Origin of the sequence: Anaerobiospirillum sp. NML120511, assembly GCF_023050955.1 — a bacterium.
GTDB lineage: Bacteria > Pseudomonadota > Gammaproteobacteria > Enterobacterales > Succinivibrionaceae > Anaerobiospirillum.
The window spans coordinates 21,933-42,333 of the sequence record NZ_JALKIK010000002.1 but is presented as its reverse complement, the minus strand read 5'-3'; the positions used below and the strand labels follow the sequence as shown (position 1 = coordinate 42,333).

Sequence of the window (20,401 nt, the reverse complement as noted above, 5' to 3'; positions counted from 1 at the left end):
TGACTGTAACAGCACTCGAAAGACAGAGCTCTAATGCAATGAAATCAATCCATAACAACAGGACTCCAATTGAGACAGTACCCATGAAAGCCTTTAACAAATTACTCTCAGGTGAACCTGCAGGAAGCCTCATTATCGGCGCACTGATACTGTTTCTGTCCCTTGCTGCCGAGCTTCTGGTCTTTAACCATCACTTCTTTTATGGCAAGTCAGGTCAGGACTCTTTTGCCCATCGCGCTTTTGAGCTGCCGGTTCATGAACAGTACAAGGTCCGTGCTCTGGTTATGAACGGAGAGGCAAACGAGCTTACTCTCAATGACCTCAGGCAGAAGATTGCCAATGTCCAGCTGACTACCACAGCCAACTACGGTAAAGCCGTCACCATGACACTCCATGTACGCTTTGAAGGTGATGATTTCAGGCCGGTCAGCTCAACCAGAATCAATCCGGCCGACACCGACCAGAACACAGCTCTGCTGCATCTGAACAACAGCGACTCTGACAAAGTTGTTACCGGACTGAAAGTTACTGCTACAGCCAACAGCGCATTCATCTTTGCACTGACCGGCCTTGAGATTAACGTTACCGAGCCTCTGAACCTGTCATGGGTACGCATGCTGGGCATGATGGCCATTCTGGGAGTTTTCTGCGCCGTTTTGCGCTTCAGACTGTACCGTCTGGTCTTTGATGAAAGCCGTATCGCCCACCGTGTAGCTGACTATGGCGTACTGGCTCTGGCTCTTGGCATCTGCACTTTCTTTTTCTGGGCAACCCATCCTTCCAACTGCCTTCCATGGATATTCGATGTTAATGGTGAGGGCGTATACCCTGTCACCAGCCTTGACCGTACTCTGCTTTACAAACTGCCGGAAAGCATCGAGGAGACCAGCAATGCCGGAGCCTACGATCAGCTGCTGGCCGCCCTGCTCAAAGGCAAGGTAAATATCAATGTCTTTGTGGATCCTGCTCTCAAAGCAGTTGATAACCCATGGGATCCATCAGCAAGAATTCTTTCAGGAGCCAGATACACCTTCGATCGCCCTTATTACGAGGGACGTTACTTTGTCTATTTTGGTATTGCTCCCCTGATTATGGTTTTCGCCCCGGTCTATGCCCTGACGGGTATGGTGCCCTCTCCGGCCCTGTCCATGTATCTGATGAGCATTATGGCAGTGATGGCCCTGCTCTGGGCATACCGTACAATGGTCAGGGTATATGCAGCTCGTCCTAACATGCTCATCTACATGTCAGCCCAGGTCGCGGCCATGTGCGGAACCCTGATATGGATGCTCTATGTGGGACTGAGCTTTTACTACCTGCCATACCTCGCTGCCATGACATGGCTGTCTGTATTTCTTGCGTCCCTGTATTCTTTGCTTACTCCGGCTCGTCATTCCGGTAAAGAGCCGACAAACAGTACCCTGCGTACCAGGCTGATGCTCCTTGTTGCAGGCATAAGTGTGCCCATGCTGGTCAGTTCACGTCCTCTGGTGCTGATTTTTATGATTGTTCTGAGCATCCCGGCCATAGCTCTCATCATCAGAGAAAACTACACGGACAGGGATACTCAGCTGCAGCCACAAGTCAGCCACACCAGACGCCTGCTGAGCAGTCTGCAGCTCTCAGCTATGCTCAAGGACAGCCTGTTTACCGCAGTTCCTGTCCTGATCGGCGCCGTGCTGATTATGTACTACAACTACATAAGATTTGACTCCATAAGCGAGTTTGGTCAGACCTATCAGTTTACGGGTGATGACGTGCGTTCCAAGGGAATAGTGTTTGGCATTGCCCATCTGAAAAACGTGCTCTTCAACTTCTTTGCCGAGCCACTGGTATGGGTCCGTGAGTTCCCTTTCGTTTTTGCCAACAGCACAAGCTATAACGATTACGGAAACATGCTAAGCGACATGGACCGTATCTCCCTGTTTACTCTGCCTGTCTTCTGGTCCCTGTTCCTTGCCTTAAGAAGCCACAGAACACTGTCAGCTCTTGCTGCCGGCCTTCCATCTTCAGGCAATGACCAGGAGATGACGGCTCGTATGACCATGGCTTCAAGGCGCACCTCAGCCCTGCGTTACTCCACTGCTCTGACTGCAGCAGCCATGGTTTTCCTTGCTTACCTCTCCTACTACAACGCAGGTTTGTTCAGCAGATATCTGAACGACATAGCCACCCCTTGCTCATACCTGGCTCTGGTGCTGACTGTACTGAACTTTGGTACTCAAAGAGCAGATACCCATGTGACTGCAACTCCAGTAAGCGCATACAGCAGCACAACGGGCAGCATGGACAAAAGCTGCACGGACAGCTCATATTCATGGTCACACTCAGCTCTCTATGCTCTGGCCATGTTTCTCCTGCTTAAGACTGCAGCCATCGGTCTGCTCATTTCTTTCAGCTACAGCTACAACATCCTTCCACATATGGGAACCATTTTCAATGAAATGAACCCTGAGCTGATGGTGGATATGTACAGGATTTTTACTCCATTTGGACACTGATCGCCCTCAGCAGACCTCTCAGCCATCACTGATGTCGATTCAGTCTTACCAGACTGTGTCTCTGCCTTAAGTGTCCGGTCTGTCTGTGTGCGCTTTGCCAGGAAAAAGGAAAATGGATAAAAACAAAGAAAGCAAAAACAGGATAAACATCAATGACCTGCAGCCTGAGGACCATGACTTTGTCTCATGGGTAAAACCATTGAACAATGAGTTTACCCCCGCAGGAATGGCCGCATTACTGTCAGGCAAGGCGTCCAATACTCAAAATGCGTGGGGCTCTTAAGATAAGAGCGTTCAGAGCTGACAGGCGTTTGCAGGCATGCATTGAGCACTGCAGGCAGCTGCTGACAGCCGGTCACTGACTCTCAAAGGCAGACGGCCGCCCTTATGGGCGGCCGTCTGCATGATGGCGCGATGAGGTGGATCAGGAGGCGATTATGTTGTGGCGGCGACGACGACGGCTGGAGCACAGAGGATTGGCGCACATAAGAGCTGTGCCAGCCTTGACCTTCTTTTTGTAACGTACAGGGAAGCCGCAGTCTGGACACTCGTCTACTACCGGTACTCCCGGCACAATGAAGTCGCACTCAGGCCAGCTGTTGCAGCCATAGAAAGTACGTCCTGAGCGGGCACGACGGCGCTCGAGCTGACCTCCCATGCATGAAGGGCAGCTGATCTCCTCAACTGTATCCTCCTCACGGTAAGTGTAATTGCAGTCAGGATAGCTGGTGCAGCCAATGAAAAGACCGTAACGGCCCTTTTTGACAGCCAGAGGCGAGTTGCAGTCAGGGCACAGGCTCTCAAGGGTCCTCATGACAGTAACGGCGCTCAGATGGCTCGTAAAGTAGCGCATCTTGCAGGCTGGATAGCAGGAACAGCCCAGGAAGCTGATGCGCTCATTTTTGCGCAGCACCAGACGGCCATTGCCACAGGCAGGGCAGTTGTCGCCCTCCTTGAGCATCATTCTGTTATAGCGATCAAGTTCAGCCTGGCTGAGCTCAGGCCCCTCCTCCACATAATGAGGAGTAAAGACCCTGCCGGCATTATCAGCCCCGTCTGCGGCACCTGCATTGCTGTCAGCTGAGGCCGCACCGTCCCCGGCACTGCCCTCGGAGGCGGCTGCAGCACGGGCTGCGCCATCAGCCAGAATGCGGGCCACGGCTGTTCTTTCATCAACAGGCTCATCATCAAGGCCCAGCACTGCACTGGCGACATCCTCCTGACCATCATCACTCAGGCTTACCTCAGTGTCCTTCTGAACATCACTGATAAGACGGGTCAGAATGATACGGGCACTGCCTGCAGCACTCTGGGTATCCACAGCCTCTACCCCATGAGCATAAGCACCAGCATCAGCATCGCTGTTACCGCCATCAGCTAACCGGGCGGCGCCCTCGGTCGCTGCGGCAGCATCAGGCACGGCTGCGCCCGAGGTGCTGGCTGCGGTGCTGGCTGCGGTACTGGCAGCTGCTGCCCCGGCCTTGAGCTCTGCGTCGGTTGCATGGTCGGCAGCGGCTGTGCTGTCAGCTACTGGGGCGGCGCCGCCGGCTGTCTTCTCAGGGGCAGAGGTGGTGCATTCAGGCAGCTGGCGTGACGGTTTGCCGTGGCCGCTGTTTTCATCTTCAAGAGACTGAGGCTCAATGCTTACGGCTAATGAGTCTGTCTGCATGGATGAAATGTCCTGATTGTTTTCCTGATTAGACATGGTCGCTACTTACCTGCTGATACTGGCTGTGGGTGTGGATAAACTGCATGGGGCCTTGCGGGCTCTTGCGTGGCTTTGCGGGCTCTTGCGTGGCCTTGCTGGCTCTTGCGTGCTCTTTCAGGGCCTTGCGGGATGGGGACAGGCTGTTGCTGTGGGTTTTGCCATGGCTGTTAAGCCAGGTGGTCAGCTGTGTCGCCCTCAATTACGGGCGCACATCATACCAGTCTTTTGCAGGGGCGGCACAAAAGCCAGAGCTTAAATTACCTGCAGCTGCGCCCGCCCCTTAATGCATGCGGGCTCATGGCCGCTACAGTGTTTTGCCTGTGCCGGGCAACATGTATTACAGGCAGGAGAGCGGCTCGCAGCTATGCGAGGTACGCTGACATGGGAGGCTCGCAGCCATGGGAGGCATGCGGCCATGGGAGGTGAGTTCTGGCTGGGACTCTTGCGGGGAAAGGGCACACAAAATTGCAGAAACAGGCGGTTTTACGGCAATCGTGGGGCAGACCTGGCGGTGCTTATGGTGAAATGGGCAAATGGTTATGGCCATGATCGGGCATATCAGGGCTGTCGGGGTGATAAGAAAAGACCGGCTTTTTACGCCAGCCCGACAGGCATGGTAAAATTGCTGGATTAATATCAGATTGTTGAGGCATTTGCATAATATGGCAGTTCGTGAAATCGTTATATATCCTGATGACAGACTTAGAAAGCATGCTGCTGAAGTTACCGTCTTTGATGACGAGCTCAAGGAGCTGGTTCAGGATATGTTCGACAGCATGTACCACTACGAAGGTATCGGACTTGCTGCCCCTCAGATCGGTGTAAGCCGCCGTGTAGTTACCATCGATATCGTGGATGGTGATGCTCAAGTCGAGGAGAACCACAACCGCATCGTTCTTATCAACCCTGAAATCGTCTCCCGTGAAGGCACTACAGTCTACAAAGAGGGCTGTCTGTCCGTTCCTCAGTGCTATGAGGATGTAGAGCGTGCCGAGAAGATTGTTCTTAAGGCCAAGGACGCTGAGGGCAATGATCAGGAGTTCCATGCCGACGGCCTGCTGGCTATCTGCATGCAGCATGAGCTCGATCATCTCAATGGCCACGTCTTTGTGGACCACATCAGCACCTTAAAGCGCGACCGCATCACCAAGAAGATGGTTGCCCTCAAGAAAGAAAGGGAAGCTGAGGCTCTCAATAAGCAGTAATTCCCATGGCCCGGCACGTACGGGACTTATCAGGGACCTCACCTCACGCCTGCTGTCGGCATCAGCCCGTTGAGCAGGCTGTTTTGTCTTTAAACAGACCTGCCGCAGCCGCTGCAGGCGCTGCATGGCTGGCCCCATGGGCGCTGCAGGCGCAGCGCGGCAGCGGCCGCTGTCGCAGCGGCTGCTGTAGCGGGGTGGGGACCGGTTTAAGGAAAGAAGGAAAGTAAGTTTTAATGTCAGAAAGAATTATTTTTGCCGGTACTCCTGAGTTTGCAGCCGGGCACCTTAAGGCTCTGCTGGAGGCAAAGTTCAATATTGTGGCTGTCTACACTCAGCCTGACCGCCCGTCAGGACGCGGTCACAAACTCACTCCAAGTCCGGTAAAGGCTCTGGCGCTGGAACACAATATTCCTGTTTTCACTCCCCTGAACTTTAAGGAAGAGGCCGACAGGGCTGAATTTGAAAGCCACAATGCCGACCTTGCCATTGTCGTGGCCTACGGTCTGATTCTTCCAGAGCGCGTGCTCAATGCCCCGCGCCTCGGCTGCATCAATGTACACGGCTCCCTGCTGCCTCAGTGGCGCGGTGCCGCCCCGGTACAGCGCGCCCTGCTGTCAGGTCAGCCTGTAACCGGCGTGACCATCATGCAGATTGTCAAAGAGCTCGACGCCGGTGACATGCTCTTTAAAAAGGAAATGGCCATTGAGCCTGATGACACCTCCGGCAGCCTCTTTGAGCGCATGGAAAAATGCGGCGCTCAGGCTCTGGTCGAATGCCTGCCTGATGTACTGGCCGGCTCAATCAATCCTGTGCCTCAGAATCCTGATGAGGTCACCTATGCCCAGAAGCTGTCCAAGGATGAAAGCCCGCTTGATTTTGCCCGCAGCAGCGCAGCTGATCTGTGCCTGAAGGTGCGAGGTCTTAACCCGTGGCCTGTAGCCACCATGACTCTTGATGATGTGGTCTACAAGGTCTTTGGTGCCAGTGAATTAAACGATGAGCAGCGTGCCGCCCTGCCTGACAGCTCCGATCTGCCGGCCGGTGCCATTGTCTGCACCGATGACACAGGCATTGTGGTCAAATGTGCTCAGGGCATGCTTGCTCTGACCACCATTCAGGCTCCGGGCAAGGGCCGTGTAGCTGCAGCTGATTTTGCCCGCTCCCGAAAAGATGTCTTCTTAAGAGGTAAGTGCTTTGCCTAAATTTCAACGCTCCCGTTCCAGCAGGAATAACCGTCCTCATGTTGAGGCCATAGGCGCCGCTGCCCGTGCTGCAGCTGCCCGTATTGTGGCCGCTGTCGAAGAGGGTCAGTCCCTGAGTGAGGCCTTTCCTGTCTACTGCGCTGAATTTGATGCCCGTGATACCTCCTTTATCAAGGAAATTGTCTACGGAACCTTAAGACACCGCCGTCTGCTCATGGGCACCTTAAGACCCATGTTTGACTACAAGATTACCGAGCGCCACCGCATTGTCATTGCCCTGCTGCTCACCGCTTTCTATCAGATAGTTTTCATGCGCGTGCCTGTGCATGCCGTAGTGGCTGCTACAGTAAGCGCCTGCGGTGATGTTGGCCGCCGCTCCTTTACCTCACTGGTAAATGCCATTTTGCGCCGCTTCCTGCGTGAGGGCGCTCATCTGGTTCACACCACTGAGGCTGCTGTGGAATTTTCCTTCCCTGACTGGCTTTATGAGAATCTGACTGCCTCCTATGGTGAGGAGATCAGCCGCGACATTCTCAGACAGTCCAATGAAAAGGCCCCGCTGTTCCTGCGTGTGGAAAACTCCAAGATCAGCACTGAAAAGTTCTTAAGCGATCTCAAGGAGCGTAACATTGAAGCTCAGGGCTTTGAAATCTGCCCTGGTGCCGTACTGCTTACCAATGCCACCAATGTCTTTGACATTCCTGGCTTTGCCGAGGGTATTTGTACCGTTCAGGACATTTCCGCCCAGCTGGCCGCCTCACTGTTAAAGCTCAGTGACAGCAGCACCCTGCGCGTGCTGGACTGCTGCTGTGCCCCAGGCGGCAAGACAGCTCACATTCTTGATCTGTCCCCGGACAGCAAGGTGACAGCCCTTGATGTGGATGCTGCCCGCATTGAGCAGACCCGCTCCACCTTAAGCCGCCTTGGCCGTCTTGATCACGTGGATCTGCGTGAGCTTGATGCCCGGCACCTTGAAAGCCTTGAGGGTAATTTTGACCGTATTCTGGTCGATGCCCCATGCTCAGGCACAGGTGTGATAAGACGCCACCCTGACATCAAGTGGCTGCGCCGCAAGAAGGATATTGCCTCCCTGTGTGAGATTCAGGCCCGTATTCTTGATGCTGCCTGGGACAAACTTACCTCAGGCGGAGTCCTGCTCTACACCACCTGCTCTATTCTCAAAGAGGAAAATGACGCTCAGGCTCAGGCTTTCCTGAGCCGTCATGCCGACGCCACCCTTGACCCGGTCACCGTAGGCGGTATCACTTCAGATACCCTGCAGCGCCTGCCAGGTCAGGACCAGGGAGACGGCTTCTTCTACGCCCGCTTTATCAAAACCTGATAAGGCTCAATAAGGGCCGGCCTGTGCAGCTGCAGACAGCTGCCTATGGGCTGCAGCCCTGCAGGGCGGCCTGCCACTCAGGCCGTCTTCTTAATATGAAAACAGCCCCTGACATCAGGATTATTTGTCCTGAAACGGTCGCAGCGGCGGCGCTGCAGTACAGATTCTTTACCTCCCTCAGGCAAAGACGGCTGCGCCCTGATGCCTGCACCGGCCAGCGCCCTGTGCCGCAGGGCCGGAACAGCCGGCCCTGACAGCCAGCCATGCTGGCGTTGCCGGTACGGCGCTCAGAGGCTTGTTTTCACATGCCACAGGTTTATTGAGGCCCACAGGCCAGGATAACATTTATGAGAATCATCATTATCGGTGCCACCACGGTTGGAACAGAGCTTGCCGAGTATCTGGTCCAGGCCGGGCATGCCGTTACTTTGATTGACACTCCTTCTGAGGAGCTCTCACAAATTGCCAACCGTCTTGATCTGAGAGTGGTTCAGGGCGATCCGACCTGGCCATCCGTGCTGCGTGAAGCCGGCGCCCGTAATACCGAGCTGCTGGTAGCCACCTCTCCTCAGGATGAAATCAACATTGCCGTGTGCTCGGTAGCCTCGGCTCTGTTTACCATTCCCCGCAAAATTGCCCGTATCCGTGCTCCCGATCTTTTAAGTGAGCAGGACAAGCTCTTTGGCCCTAATGCCATTCCTATCGATCACATCATCTCTCCTGAGCGCATCATGGCTGATGCCGTGATTGACCTTATGGATCTGCCAGGAGTCAATGCCCTGCATACCTTTGCCCGCGACCGTCTGCTCATTACCAGCGTAACCTGCACCAGAGGCGGCAAGCTGCTGGGCGCTGAGATCATGGATCTTGAAAATTATGACGGCCGCTGCCGTGTGCTGGCTGTCTACCGCAATGGCGAGCTCATTGCCAAAATGGAGAATGAAACCCTGCTTGAGGGTGATGAGGTCTTCTTCTGCTGTGAGCGTACCCGTGCCCTTAACCTTATCGGCGCCCTGGTACCTCTCAAGCCTAATGGCAAGAACGCCGTAATTCAGGGCGGTTCCCATATATCCGATGCCATTGCCCTGCGCATGAGCCAGCGCTATAACGTCAAGCTTATCGAGCCTGACCCACGCCGTGCCCAGCGCCTTACCGAACGCTTCCGTGACAGCAATGTGGAGCTGTACTGTGCCGATGCGGCCAATATGGACTTCATCATGGAAGAAAAGATTTACCAGACTGATACCTTTATTGCCGCTGCGCCTAATGAAGAGAGCAATATCATGTCTGCTCTGATGGTACAGCGTCTTAACAAGGTAAGGACCATTGCCATTATCCGCCAGGCCTCCTTCCAGGATATTGCTCAGGCCGGCAGTGAGATCGACGCCATCATTTCCCCACGTGAGGCTGTTATCTCGGCCCTGCTCTCCAATATTCTTCAGGAGGGTGTAGAGAAAATGCGTATCTTCCGTCAGGGAGATTCCGAGGCCCTTGAACTGCTTGTTCAGGGAAGCCGCCGCTCCAGTTATGTGGTAGGCCGCAAGGTAGAAGATCTCAATCTGCCAGCCGGAGTGCGCTTTGGTATGGCCCTGCGCGACAAGCTGGTGGTCAAGATGGACGAAAACTTCGTCTTTGAAGATGGCGACCGCGTTCTGGTCTTCCTTACCGATCGCATGCAAATGCGTGCCCTGGTCAAACTGTTCAAACCACGCCCGTTCTGGCTGCCACGCTGGTAGCCCTCCTGCCCCGTCTGCACCTGATGGCAGAGCCTGCATGGCCTGCCAGCGGGCGCAGATCAGGGGCAGCAGCGCCGCGTGATGTGCGCCGTGTGCCGTGCGCACAGCCGTACGCGCTGCGGCGCCCGGCTGCCCGGGCTGTGAACTCAGATTATGTCCTTTACTGCTATGGTTATCAATCTTTTTGCCGTCTGCCGCCTGCTGGGACCTGCTCTCATAGGCATGTCAGTAATAGGCCTTATCCCTACAGTGTATGCTCTGGTGTCCACCACCGAGGGTGCTTTCAGCTTCGTGTTCATGACTGTCATTGCCTTTGTTATGGGAAAGATCATGACAATAATGGGAAGACGCGCCTCGAGCATCAATATCACCATACGTGAGCTCTTTTTATTCACAGCATCGCTGTGGTTGCTCAGTACAGTTATAAGCGCCATTCCTATTTATGTGCTGCTGCCTGATGTCGATTATGCCGGTTCTTTCTTTGAGGCGGCCTCAGCCCTGTCCACCACGGGCGGTACCGCTATTGTCAATCTCGATGACAGACCGGCAGCCATTTTGCTGTGGCGCTCCATGCTGCAGCTGATGGGAGGCATAGGCTTCGTAGTGATAGCCGTAGCCGTTCTGCCTCAGGTGGCCATGGGTGGTATGAATATCTTCAAAACTGAATCCACCTCCTTTGAAAACTCCAGCAAGTTCACCCCGCATATGAAGACCATGTCTCTTGCCATTTTGGGCTGGTACCTGGTCACTCTGGTGCTGTGCACCATTGCTTACATTATCGGTGGACTTGATTTCTTCACGGCCATTAATGCCGCCGCATGTACCGTTTCTACCGGCGGCATGATGCCTACTGATGCCTCCATGAACGGTATGTCGCCTTTTGTTCATTACAGCGCCATCCTGTTCATGTTTATCTCAAGCTGCCCTTTTACCGTAATCATCGCCGGTATCAGTGGCAATATGCACAAGCTGGTCAGCGATGAGCAGGTGCGCTCCTACTTTCTCTTTACTCTGGCCATGTCCTTTATCGTGGCCGCCACACTGTATTTCAAAAATGAATACGACCTGGAGCGCGCTTTGCGTGTTGCCATGTTCAATGTGGTATCCGTTCTCTCGTCCTCAGGCTTTGCCCTTGAAGACTTTACTCTGTGGAACCCGATAGCCACAATGCTCTTCCTGCTGATGCTTCCTCTGGGCGGCTGCTCAGGCTCCACCTCAGGCGGAATCAAATTCTTCCGTCTTTGTGTGTTTGTCTCCCTGTTCCGCACCCAGATGATCAAAAGTATTCATCCGCACCGTGTCATATATCCGCGCTTTAACGGTCATCCTATTGATGCGGCCACTATCCACAGCATCATAACCTTCTTTGCCGCCTACATTGTGTGCGCCCTGGTCTCAAGTTTGATAGCTGTAGCCATGGGACTTAATCTTACCGATGCCATTACCGCCTCCATAAGCTGCCTGTCCAACATCGGTCCTGCCATGGGTCCTGAGCTGGGCCCAAGCAACAGTTTTGCTAATCTGGATGGTGGCCTGCACATTCTTCTGGGTCTTGACATGATCCTGGGCAGACTGGAAATCATTCCGGTACTGCTGTGCCTGACCCGCATCTTCTGGCGTGCCTGATGCCCATGGGGCCCGGCACCGGAGCTGCACTCCGGCCGGGCGGCCCCTGGCATCAGCGATAAAAAAAGCCGCACATCTCATGACGTGCGGCTTTTTTCATGCCCGCTCCTGCAGGCACTGCAGGCCAGGACAACCTGCAGCCTGCGCCTTAGCGGCGCTGATTCTGCTTTTCGCGGCGGTTTTCCATAACCTTGTCGGCATCAGGAACAGGCATGCCCAGAGGCAGCTCAGCAGGAGCACCCACGATGGAGCGGGTAATCTTCTCGATGCTGACAATGCGTACCTTGATTGGGTCACCAAGACGGAAGGCCACTTTGCCCATATAGGTAACCTGACCGTTGACGGTGTCGAAGTCCACGATATCACGCTTTGAGATGATGAAGCTGGCAGGTACGAAGATAAAGGCACCATTGGCCATGAGGATAACGCGCAGACCACCACGGACCACATCAAAGACCTCGGCATCGAAAACAGTCCTGTTTTCCATATCAGGATAGAGGTAGTCAGCGTACAGCCAGTCACGTACGGAGCGCTCGGCCATACGGTTGGTACGTCTGGCCTGGTTCATGACCATCAGAGTGTCTTCATCAGGCATTCTTGGATGCTCGTTTTCGCAAATTACTGACTTGATGAGACGGTGATTGATCATGTCACCATACTTACGGATAGGTGAAGTCCAGGTAGCGTAGTTCTGAACACCCAGAGCATAGTGAGGACCAGGATTGATCATCATCTGGGAGTATTCCTGATGCTTGCGCATCATATTGTCCAGATAGGTCTTCTCCAGGGAGTTGGCGTAACGGCGGGCAGCACAGAAGCCAGGAATATCTCTTAAGGCCTCTTCAGTGGTGTTAAAGCCGTTGGCGGCCAGAAGCTCAACCACATCAGCAAGCTCTTCTTCGACAAAGCCGGTATGGGTATTGAAGATACCGGTGTTGAGATGCTGGGCAAGGAAGTTGCCGCAGGCCACGTTAGCGGCGATCATGCACTCTTCAACAATCTGGTTGGCAATACGGCGGAAGTTGATCTCAATGCGGTCCAGAGCGCCCTCTTCAGTAAGGATAAACTCGTAATCAGGACGGGTTCTGAAGGCAGCCAGCTCATTGGTTCGGTAGTTATCACGTACATGGGTAAGCTCCACCAGATCGCTCAGTACCTTTTTGATGGTCTCATCAGGATTGAAATTGCTGGTGTCGCCATTTTCAATGTAGTCAGATACATAGTTGTAAACAAGCTTGCCGTGAGACTTGATCATGGCCAGCTTGAACTGGGTATCGTCGGTGGCAATGGTACCGTCTGAGAGCACGTGGATAATGCCTACCAGAGCCGGGCGCTGTTCGCCCTCACGCAATGAGCACAGATTGTCAGCCAGTTCACGAGGCAGCATTGGGATATTGCGGCCTGGCAGATAGATGGAGAAAGCACGACGGGAGGCTTCCTTGTCCATCTCGGAGTTCTCATCTATGTAGCCGGTAGGATCAGCAATGGCTACATAGAGCTTAAAGCCATCATCAGTCTTTTCGATATACAGAGCATCGTCCATATCTTCAGTCTTTTCGCTGTCGATAGTGACGAAAGGAATATCGGTAAGATTTTCACGTGGCAGATCCTGCTCGTGAAACTTGAACTCTTCGGTAGATACAGGGGAGGCGTCTGGAAGATCAAGGGACTTGAGGCTTACTACCCATGGAGTGGTAGGGTCATCCTTGCTGGTGATGACTTCAGTAATGGCAGCACGGAAGAACTTGTCATTAAGGGCATGCTTCTTAAGAGTGCCCATAACCCAGTCACCTTCAGTGAGCTTGACGCTCTTGTCCTGACGCTGGTCGTCGGCAATAAAGCTCTGCTTGATGCTTGGCACATCAGGAATGATGTTGAGCTTGTTATTGACGAAAGCTACGCGGCCAACAAAGTGATCCTTGAGGGCGCACTCAATGAGAGTCTCAGGCTCAGCCTGGCTCTTGCCGCGCTCTTCATCGGTGGTAATGATGGCATTAACACGGTCACCGTTGATGACGTTCTTCATGAACTGAGGAGCAATGAAGTAGGATTCCTTTTCACCAGGTACTTCAAGAAAGCCAAAGCCACGGTCAGTGCCTTTGACAATACCCTCTTTCTTAACTTTTTCAGCGTTAAAACCCTGTTTTAAAGCCATTAACGCCGGATCATCAAATAACATACTCGCCCCTAAACTGCACCGCCGTCAAAGACCTCAGCCGATGGATCTGTCCACCAGGACCTGGAAATTGCAAACTGCGCAAAAACATGAGTTCAGCTGCCAGCAGCACCTTATTTGCAGCTGTTGCAGCCTTTAATTTACTGAGCCCGAATTATACAAGAAATAGGCGGTTTATATGCCATTTCTTGACCTTAATCACGGATAAATTACCAAAAACAGCACATAAATCGCCCCTTTTGTGCTATCAGCACTTTGTCACCGCCCGCTCAGGCCATCTTACGATGGCGCTGGCAGCGCTGTGCCGCAGGCTCCGCATGAATGCCCCGACTGCACAGCACAGCAGGCACGCCTGCACGCTGCTTCAGGCGGGCGGGCTTTGCACGCTGCTGCACGCCCCGCAGCACTGCGGCCGGCACGGCCGCTGCCGTGCCGCCGGGCACACCTTTGGCCCCTGCCGGGCGGGCCGGGTCTGCAGACATGACTGAAAATACCGTAAATCCGGGCATTTCGTGCCTCAGGCACGCTGAAAATGAGCTGCAGTTGACAGCGCTTTTGTCCTGAAAATTAATGATAAAATAGTGGGATTTTTGCAGGCCACAGGTCCTGTACAAGGAAAGGAAAAATTTCAAAATGATCAAAGACTGGATCAAAGAGGCCCGTCCCCAGACCCTCCTGCTGGGAGCAACCAACTGCGCCGTTGGCTGTGGCCTTGGCTTTTACTATGGCGCTGTAAATGCCTATAACATTGCAGCTGCCTTCCTGATTATCGTCACCGGCATGCTGTTACAGATTCTGTCTAATCTGGCCAATGATTATGGTGATGCCTTCAAGGGAGCCGACGGTGCCAACCGTCTGGGCCCTATCCGTGGTGTCATGACCGGCGCCATCAGCCTCAAGGCTCTCAAGCGCTTTATGGCCATTGTCACCATCATGCTCTCGGTTACCGGCATTACCGCCGTTTACATGACCCTGGGCAATGACTCCCATGCCTTTGCCTGGTTCGTTTTCCTGGGCGTAATCTCCATTCTGGCCGCTATCTTATACACCCTTGGTGTGTCCTACGGCTACCGTGGCCTTGGCGACGTCAGCGTTTTCCTCTTCTTTGGCGTGCTGGCCGTAATTGGCCCGCAGCTGATGATCACCAATGCCTCAGGCAGCGGTTTTGAAATCTATCCTGACACCATTATGCTCTGTCTGAGCGTAGGTGCAGGATCAGTGATGGTGCTGCACACAGCCAACATGCGCGACATTGCCGAAGATACCTTAAACGGCAAGCGCACCCTGGCCGTGCGTCTTGGCTACCGCCTGGCATCCATCTACCACGCCTTCCTTTTTGCCTGCGTACTGGTGTTCTCATTCCTTGCCTGCTTTGTTTCCCACAAAGGCTGGGAAATCAGCATTCTGGCTCTGGCCTTAATCCCTCTGGCCTCATCAACATGGCGCACTATCCGCAATGCTCATGACGGCAGCAAGGTGGCCCCTGAGCTCAAGTACACCCTCATTGGCTGCTCCATCCATCACTTTGCCTGGATGATTGTGCTGCTCGTAGACTTCTGGGTCTACTACTGACCAGCCCCACAGCCCTGCACCCAGCAAAGCGACAGCGCCGCCCTGCCGCTGCAGGCTGTGCGGCCGTCTGCCGTCTGGCGGCCACAAAAAAGGCAGATCCTGTAATCAGGATCTGCCTTTTTTCATGGTCTCAGGTCAGGGCCAGCGCAGCCCTGGGCAGAGGCTGCCATGCCCTGGCATCTGGCCCTTTATTACTTCTGCACCGGAGTAGAGATACCGCTCTGGCGCAGCAGGGCGTCGACCTCAGGCTTGCGGCCACGGAAAGCAATAAAGCCCTGCATAGGGTCCTCAGCACCACCACAGGCAAGGATGTAGTCCTTGAAATCCTCACCGGCCCTGGCGTTGAAGATACCTTCCTCTTCAAAGCGGCCAAAGGCATCGGCAGCGAGCACCTCAGCCCACTTGTAGCTGTAGTATCCGGCTGAATAGCCGCCGGCGAAAATGTGGGTGAAGCTGTCAGGGAAGCGGGCATCGGCAAACTGTGGCACCACGGCTACCAGATCCTTGACCTCCTTTAAGATTTCGTAGACACGGGTACCCTTGTTCTGGTCGTACTCAAGGTGCAGTCTGAAATCAAAAAGACCAAACTCCAGCTGTCTTAACATGGCCATGGCTGACTCGAAATTACGGGCCTTTATCAGAGCATCGAGCTTTTCCTTTGGCAGCGGCTCGCCTGTCTTTTCGTGCGCAGACAGGAACTTGAGCACCTCTTCCTGCCAGGCATAGTTTTCAAAGAACTGGCTTGGCAGTTCTACTGCATCCCATGGCACACCGTTGATGCCGGAAACATCAGCAATGTCGATACGGGTCAGCAGCTGATTGAGACCGTGACCAAACTCATGGAAGAGGGTTACCACTTCATCATGGGTAAGCTGGCTTTCCTTGTCACCTACAGGAGGGGTGAAGTTGCACACCAGATAGGCTACCGGCAGCTGCAGGGAACCATCTGAACGGTAGCGGCGGCTCATAGCCTCATCCATCCAGGCACCGCCCCTCTTACCCTCACGGGCAAAGAGATCCATGTAGAAAGTGCCGATACGCGAACCGAAACGATCGTAAATATCGTAGCAGTTAACATCCTTATGCCAGACATCCACGCCAAAGTGAGGGCGGAATGAGACATTGTAAAGGCGCTCGGTACACTCAAACAGGCCGTTGATAACCCTGGAGACACCAAAGTAAGGACGCAGCTCCTGAGGATCATAGGAATACTGCTCCTGGCAAAGCTTCTGGGAGTAAAAAGCCACATCCCATGGCTCCAGATCACCCTCAAAACCGTTTCTGTGGGCAAAGTCGCTCAGCTCCTCTACTTCCTTGAGCCCCTGGGCATGGGAGCGCACAGCCAGATCCTTGAGGAACTCAATTACAGCCTCAGGAGTGTCGGCCATCTTGGTAGCAAGAGACAGGTGAGCATAGCTTTCATAACCAAGCAGCTGAGCCTCTTCATGGCGCAGGCGCATGATTTTGTCGATATTCTCCTGATTGTCCCACTTGCCGGCATCAGGGCCCTTGTCGGAGGCGCGGGTATTGTAGGCAACATACAGCTCACGACGCAGCTCACGGTTCTGCACGTAGGTCATGAAAGGCAGATAGGAAGGGATATCAAGAGTAAAGGCCATGCCCTGCAGACCGCGCTTTTCAGCTTCGGCACGGGCCTGCTTTATCTGGGCAGCAGGCAGTCCCTTAACCTCATTTTCGTCGGTTACATTGAGGACATAGGCCTTGGTGGCATCCAGAACATTATTGGCAAAGTCAGACTGCAGCTGGGAGAGCTCAGCGGCGATTTGAGCAAAGCGCTTCTGCTTGTCATCAGGCAGGTCGATACCGCTTAACTTGAAGTCGCGCAGGGAGTTTTCAATGGACTTGCGCTGGGCCCTGGTCAAAAGAGAGAAAGAGTCGGAGCGGCGAATCTTCTTGAGTACCTCGCAAAGTGGACGGTACTGACCAATAAAGGTGGAGTATTCGGCCATTAAAGGCAGGCAGCTGTCATGGGCCTCACGCAGCTCTTCAGTATTGCAGACGCTGTTGAGATGGGAGACCACTGACCAGATGCGGGACAGGCGGTCATCAGCCTCTTCAACAGGGGCAATTACATTGTCCCAGGTAGGATCGTTCTCATGAGTTTTGACTACAGACTTTACAGTTGCAATGCTGTTATCGATAGCTGTTTTGACAGCTTCTAAAACATGCTCAGGCTTGACGCTGGAAAAGTTTGGCAGTCCCTGTAAAGACAGCAGTGGGTTGGTTAAATGCTCGCTCATCTATAGTCCTCATGATTGGAAAAACCGGTCCTCAAAGCCACAGACAGACTGCCTTAAGACAGGCCGCCGGGCTGGCTGTAATCATATTAAAGCAAAAGCCGCGTACCTGCACAGGCTGTATCGATAAAGATCAGCGCCCGGCCCCCTGCTCACAGCAGTTACCCCGCCAGCTCCCCACTGAGCGTGGCCCAGGACCAGCCCAGGGCAGGGCAACCCCATGACCAGCCCAGTGGCACCCGTCCTGGCCGCACGGCCCATGCTGGTCGGCCAGCTGCCGGCCAGGGCGTACGGCCACTGGCAGGAGCGGCTGCATGGGACAGGCGGACGGGGCTGCTCAAAAGGGCAGCAGCTGTCTCAAATTTGCCTTATTCATGGTTCAGGTAAGTGCTCATAGATACATTACAGCCTGATTTGCGCCGTCTGGTTATTAGGTATAATATGTGTTCCCTCAAAGTTTATTATGCTTATTTGCATGCCGATTAACCGGCATGCAGTCGATGCGGTCAATCTAAGGAACTTACCAGTACGGCTGGGGTCTTAACAGTTAATGCAGCCTGCGCTGCTGATAATATTGCCCAGCAGCAGTTTCAGGATGTCAGGACCGCACATCTGAGCGCCCGCCCCTGCTGTGCAGGGCCTTACGGGCATGGCCTTACCGCCACGGCCTGACCATCAGTCAGGCCTTGATAATATATGGGGTATTGTGCGGACTGACGCCGCAGGCAAAGCTCCCCGTCACCAGAGCGCACTGAGCTGCGCCCTGCCGCAGGCATACCTGCAGGTAACGCCCGGCAGTCTTACACCCGTCTGAGGACAGACGCTGCAGGATGCAGCGTGGGATTTATCACTGCCCCGGCACCAACCTGCCCGGACAGCATCAAAACAGGTCATGGCGCCTGCCAGCTGGCAGGCGCCAGAGAGCAGACAGGACTGCCAGGCTGCTGCCAGGGCTGAGCCCTGTCAGGCCGCCTGTGGTCATGACGGGACATTGTCCCGATGTGACCATGTCCTGATGGGTCATTGTCCCGATGTGACCATATCCTGATGGGTCATTGTCCCGATGTGACCATGTCCTGATGGGTCATTGTCCCGATGTGACCATGTCCTGATGGGGATGGATAGAAAAGGATTTCTTACTTATGACAGACAATATTCAAGACGAATCACTCGACCTGCTGGAATCCCTCAAGGAACAGCTCAGAGAGCACGAGCTTGATGCCATGCTTATCCCTCATGATGACGAATACCTCTCAGGTGATCTGACTCCTGACTGCGAGCGCATTGCTACCCTGACCGGCTTTACCGGTTCAGCAGGCTATGTCTGTGTCAGCATAAGCCAGAAAGAAGAATTCCCTGTTGAGGTCAGCAGCCGCAAGGATGAGCACGAGATGCTTACCATTGACCGTGCTCAGGCCGTATTTGTTGACGGTCGCTACAAGGTGCAGGTCAAGGAGCAGGTAGACGGCTCTGTCTACAACAGCTTCAACTTTGCCGAGGTCAAACCTGCCGACTGGCTGGTAGCCGTGCTGCCAAAGAAGGCCCGTGTCGGCGTTGATCTGCGCTGCATCAGCTTCCAGTACTACAAACAGCTCAAAAAGGATCTGGAAATGTCCGGTATCGAGCTGGTAGCTCTTGAGGAAAACCTCCTTGATCTGGTGTGGAAGGACCGACCAGGCGCCGTATGCTCACCAGTTGAGATCTTCCCTGATGAATTCAACGGCTGCCCAAGTCTGCAAAAGCGTAAGAACCTTGCCAGGTCCCTGCGCGACCGTGGCCTTGATGCCACCATCATTTCCCGTCCGGAAACAGTCTGCTGGCTGCTCAACATCCGTGGACGTGACCGTGAATGCCTGCCTGTTATCAACTGCCGTCTGGTGGCCTATGCCAATGAGGCTGTTGAGTGGTACCTCAATCTTGATCATTTAAGCGATGAGGTTCAGGCCAGCCTTGAAGATCACGTAGGTCATATCGATATCTTCCCTGAGGCCGGTTTTGATGACGTGCTCGACCGTCTGTCCAACGCCAGCTGCAAGGTTTATGTCGACTCCCGCAGCACCAATGCTCACATCTTCCAGGCCCTTGAGAGCAAGGGTGCCCAGGTGGTTGAGGGCATGGGTCTGTGCGAGCTGCCAATGGCTACCAAGAACCCTACCGAGCTTGCAGGTGAACACAAGGCCCATCTTAAGGATGGCGTAGCCATGTGCCGCTTCCTTGCCTGGCTTGATGATGTTACCAAGCCTGAAAACATCACTGATGTTGAGGCCTATCTGCGCCGCGTTGAGGATCTTGATGAGGCCGTTCTGGCTGAAAAGGCTGAGAAATTCCGCAAGATTGAGGGCGATTACATTGAGCCTTCCTTTGCCACCATTTCAGCCCTCGGCCCTAATGCCGCCATGTGCCACTACAATCATGCCGAAGTAGCCGCACCACGCAAAATGGGTCACGATCCTCTTTATCTTATTGACTCTGGCAGTCAGTTCATGGAAGGTACCACTGACATTACCCGTACCGTACTGGTAGGTCCTGGTGTTACCGAGCAGATGCAGCTTATGTATACCCTGGTACTCAAGGGACATATTGCTCTGGCTTCAACAGTATTTCCACGCGGCACCTGCGGTCTGCAGCTTGATGCCATCGCCCGCCGTCCGCTGTGGTCTGAGGGCTTTGACTACGAACACGGTACCGGTCATGGTGTAGGCCATGTTCTGGGCGTACACGAAGGTCCGCACAATATCTCTACCCGCAGCTCCACCGTGCCTCTTGAAGTGGGTATGGTTACCTCTATTGAGCCTGGCTACTATGAGGACAATGAGTACGGTATCCGTCTTGAGAACCTCTATGAAGTCTGCCAGTGCAGCCAGCCGGGCTGTCAGCACATGCTGTGCTTTGAGCCTCTGACTCTGGTTCCTTTTGACACCCGACTTATCATTCGTGAGATGCTCACTCCAGCTGAGCGCAGCTGGCTTAACAGCTATCATCAGAATGTTCATACCATTATCAAAAATGCCGCAACCACCATGTCCGATATGGAAGTAAGCTATCTTGCCGAGGCTACAGCACCGGTATAAGGAC

General features: G+C 53.9%; 13 protein-coding genes. 9 read left to right on the top strand and 4 right to left on the bottom strand.

The genetic code is table 11. The annotated features are described in order from the left end of the window. Window positions 1-38 precede the first annotated feature (38 nt). Both MXE39_RS00610 and MXE39_RS00605 read left to right on the top strand, forming a co-directional pair. Entirely contained in the window at window positions 39-2,501 is a 2,463-nt protein-coding gene (locus tag MXE39_RS00610; protein ID WP_247073706.1) for a hypothetical protein, read from the top strand. Window positions 2,502-2,613: 112 nt separating this feature from the next. Further along, entirely contained in the window at window positions 2,614-2,784 is a 171-nt protein-coding gene (locus MXE39_RS00605; protein ID WP_246976141.1) for a hypothetical protein, read from the top strand. A gap of 141 nt (window positions 2,785-2,925) precedes the next feature. On the opposite strand, the gene MXE39_RS00600 is transcribed toward MXE39_RS00605, so the two are convergent. Next, entirely contained in the window at window positions 2,926-4,206 is a 1,281-nt protein-coding gene (locus MXE39_RS00600; RefSeq protein WP_246976144.1) for a topoisomerase DNA-binding C4 zinc finger domain-containing protein, read from the bottom strand. Between the two features lie 665 nt (window positions 4,207-4,871). Between MXE39_RS00600 and def the strand changes: the two genes are divergently transcribed. From def to MXE39_RS00575, 5 genes are all read left to right on the top strand, one after another. Further along, the gene (def, locus tag MXE39_RS00595; RefSeq protein ID WP_247073704.1) at window positions 4,872-5,414 is read left to right on the top strand and encodes a peptide deformylase; all 543 of its coding nucleotides are present in this window, start codon (window positions 4,872-4,874) and stop codon (window positions 5,412-5,414) included. A 233-nt stretch (window positions 5,415-5,647) separates the two neighbouring features. Further along, entirely contained in the window at window positions 5,648-6,616 is a 969-nt protein-coding gene (gene fmt, locus MXE39_RS00590; protein WP_246976150.1) for a methionyl-tRNA formyltransferase, read from the top strand. Next, window positions 6,609-7,958 (top strand): 16S rRNA (cytosine(967)-C(5))-methyltransferase RsmB, encoded by a 1,350-nt coding sequence (rsmB, locus tag MXE39_RS00585; RefSeq protein WP_246976153.1) that lies wholly within the window; start codon window positions 6,609-6,611, stop codon window positions 7,956-7,958. Before fmt ends, rsmB begins: the two co-directional genes overlap by 8 nt. Window positions 7,959-8,305: 347 nt before the next feature. After that, window positions 8,306-9,694 (top strand): Trk system potassium transporter TrkA, encoded by a 1,389-nt coding sequence (gene trkA, locus MXE39_RS00580; RefSeq protein WP_246976156.1) that lies wholly within the window; start codon window positions 8,306-8,308, stop codon window positions 9,692-9,694. A gap of 153 nt (window positions 9,695-9,847) precedes the next feature. Next, window positions 9,848-11,320 carry a potassium transporter TrkG gene (locus MXE39_RS00575; protein ID WP_246976163.1) on the top strand — a complete coding sequence of 491 codons (1,473 nt, stop codon included), beginning with the start codon at window positions 9,848-9,850 and terminating at the stop codon, window positions 11,318-11,320. Between the two features lie 148 nt (window positions 11,321-11,468). Here the strand turns inward: MXE39_RS00575 and MXE39_RS00570 are convergent, their stop codons facing one another. Next, the gene (locus tag MXE39_RS00570; RefSeq protein WP_281503341.1) at window positions 11,469-13,499 is read right to left on the bottom strand and encodes an exoribonuclease II; all 2,031 of its coding nucleotides are present in this window, start codon (window positions 13,497-13,499) and stop codon (window positions 11,469-11,471) included. A 266-nt stretch (window positions 13,500-13,765) separates the two neighbouring features. Then, the gene (locus MXE39_RS00565; protein ID WP_247073702.1) at window positions 13,766-14,128 is read right to left on the bottom strand and encodes a hypothetical protein; all 363 of its coding nucleotides are present in this window, start codon (window positions 14,126-14,128) and stop codon (window positions 13,766-13,768) included. Between the two features lies 1 nt (window position 14,129). Here MXE39_RS00565 and menA point away from each other — a divergent pair, with 1 nt between their 5' ends. After that, the gene (gene menA / locus MXE39_RS00560) at window positions 14,130-15,068 is read left to right on the top strand and encodes a 1,4-dihydroxy-2-naphthoate octaprenyltransferase (RefSeq protein WP_247073700.1); all 939 of its coding nucleotides are present in this window, start codon (window positions 14,130-14,132) and stop codon (window positions 15,066-15,068) included. A gap of 191 nt (window positions 15,069-15,259) precedes the next feature. Here menA and prlC read toward each other — a convergent pair whose 3' ends face one another. Further along, window positions 15,260-17,329, bottom strand: a complete 2,070-nt coding sequence (prlC, locus tag MXE39_RS00555; protein WP_246976172.1) for an oligopeptidase A — start codon at window positions 17,327-17,329, stop codon at window positions 15,260-15,262. Window positions 17,330-18,468: 1,139 nt separating this feature from the next. On the opposite strand from prlC, the gene MXE39_RS00550 reads away from it, so the two are divergent. Then, window positions 18,469-20,397 (top strand): aminopeptidase P family protein, encoded by a 1,929-nt coding sequence (locus MXE39_RS00550; RefSeq protein WP_246976176.1) that lies wholly within the window; start codon window positions 18,469-18,471, stop codon window positions 20,395-20,397. Window positions 20,398-20,401: the final 4 nt, after the last annotated feature.

Coding starts and splice junctions, on each gene's coding strand:
- MXE39_RS00610 (WP_247073706.1), top strand. CDS start 39: ATGAAATCAATCCATAACAACAGGACTCCAATTGAGACAGTACCCATG.
- MXE39_RS00605 (WP_246976141.1), top strand. CDS start 2,614: ATGGATAAAAACAAAGAAAGCAAAAACAGGATAAACATCAATGACCTG.
- MXE39_RS00600 (WP_246976144.1), bottom strand. CDS start 4,206: ATGTCTAATCAGGAAAACAATCAGGACATTTCATCCATGCAGACAGAC.
- def (WP_247073704.1), top strand. CDS start 4,872: ATGGCAGTTCGTGAAATCGTTATATATCCTGATGACAGACTTAGAAAG.
- fmt (WP_246976150.1), top strand. CDS start 5,648: ATGTCAGAAAGAATTATTTTTGCCGGTACTCCTGAGTTTGCAGCCGGG.
- trkA (WP_246976156.1), top strand. CDS start 8,306: ATGAGAATCATCATTATCGGTGCCACCACGGTTGGAACAGAGCTTGCC.
- MXE39_RS00575 (WP_246976163.1), top strand. CDS start 9,848: ATGTCCTTTACTGCTATGGTTATCAATCTTTTTGCCGTCTGCCGCCTG.
- MXE39_RS00570 (WP_281503341.1), bottom strand. CDS start 13,499: ATGTTATTTGATGATCCGGCGTTAATGGCTTTAAAACAGGGTTTTAAC.
- menA (WP_247073700.1), top strand. CDS start 14,130: ATGATCAAAGACTGGATCAAAGAGGCCCGTCCCCAGACCCTCCTGCTG.
- prlC (WP_246976172.1), bottom strand. CDS start 17,329: ATGAGCGAGCATTTAACCAACCCACTGCTGTCTTTACAGGGACTGCCA.
- MXE39_RS00550 (WP_246976176.1), top strand. CDS start 18,469: ATGACAGACAATATTCAAGACGAATCACTCGACCTGCTGGAATCCCTC.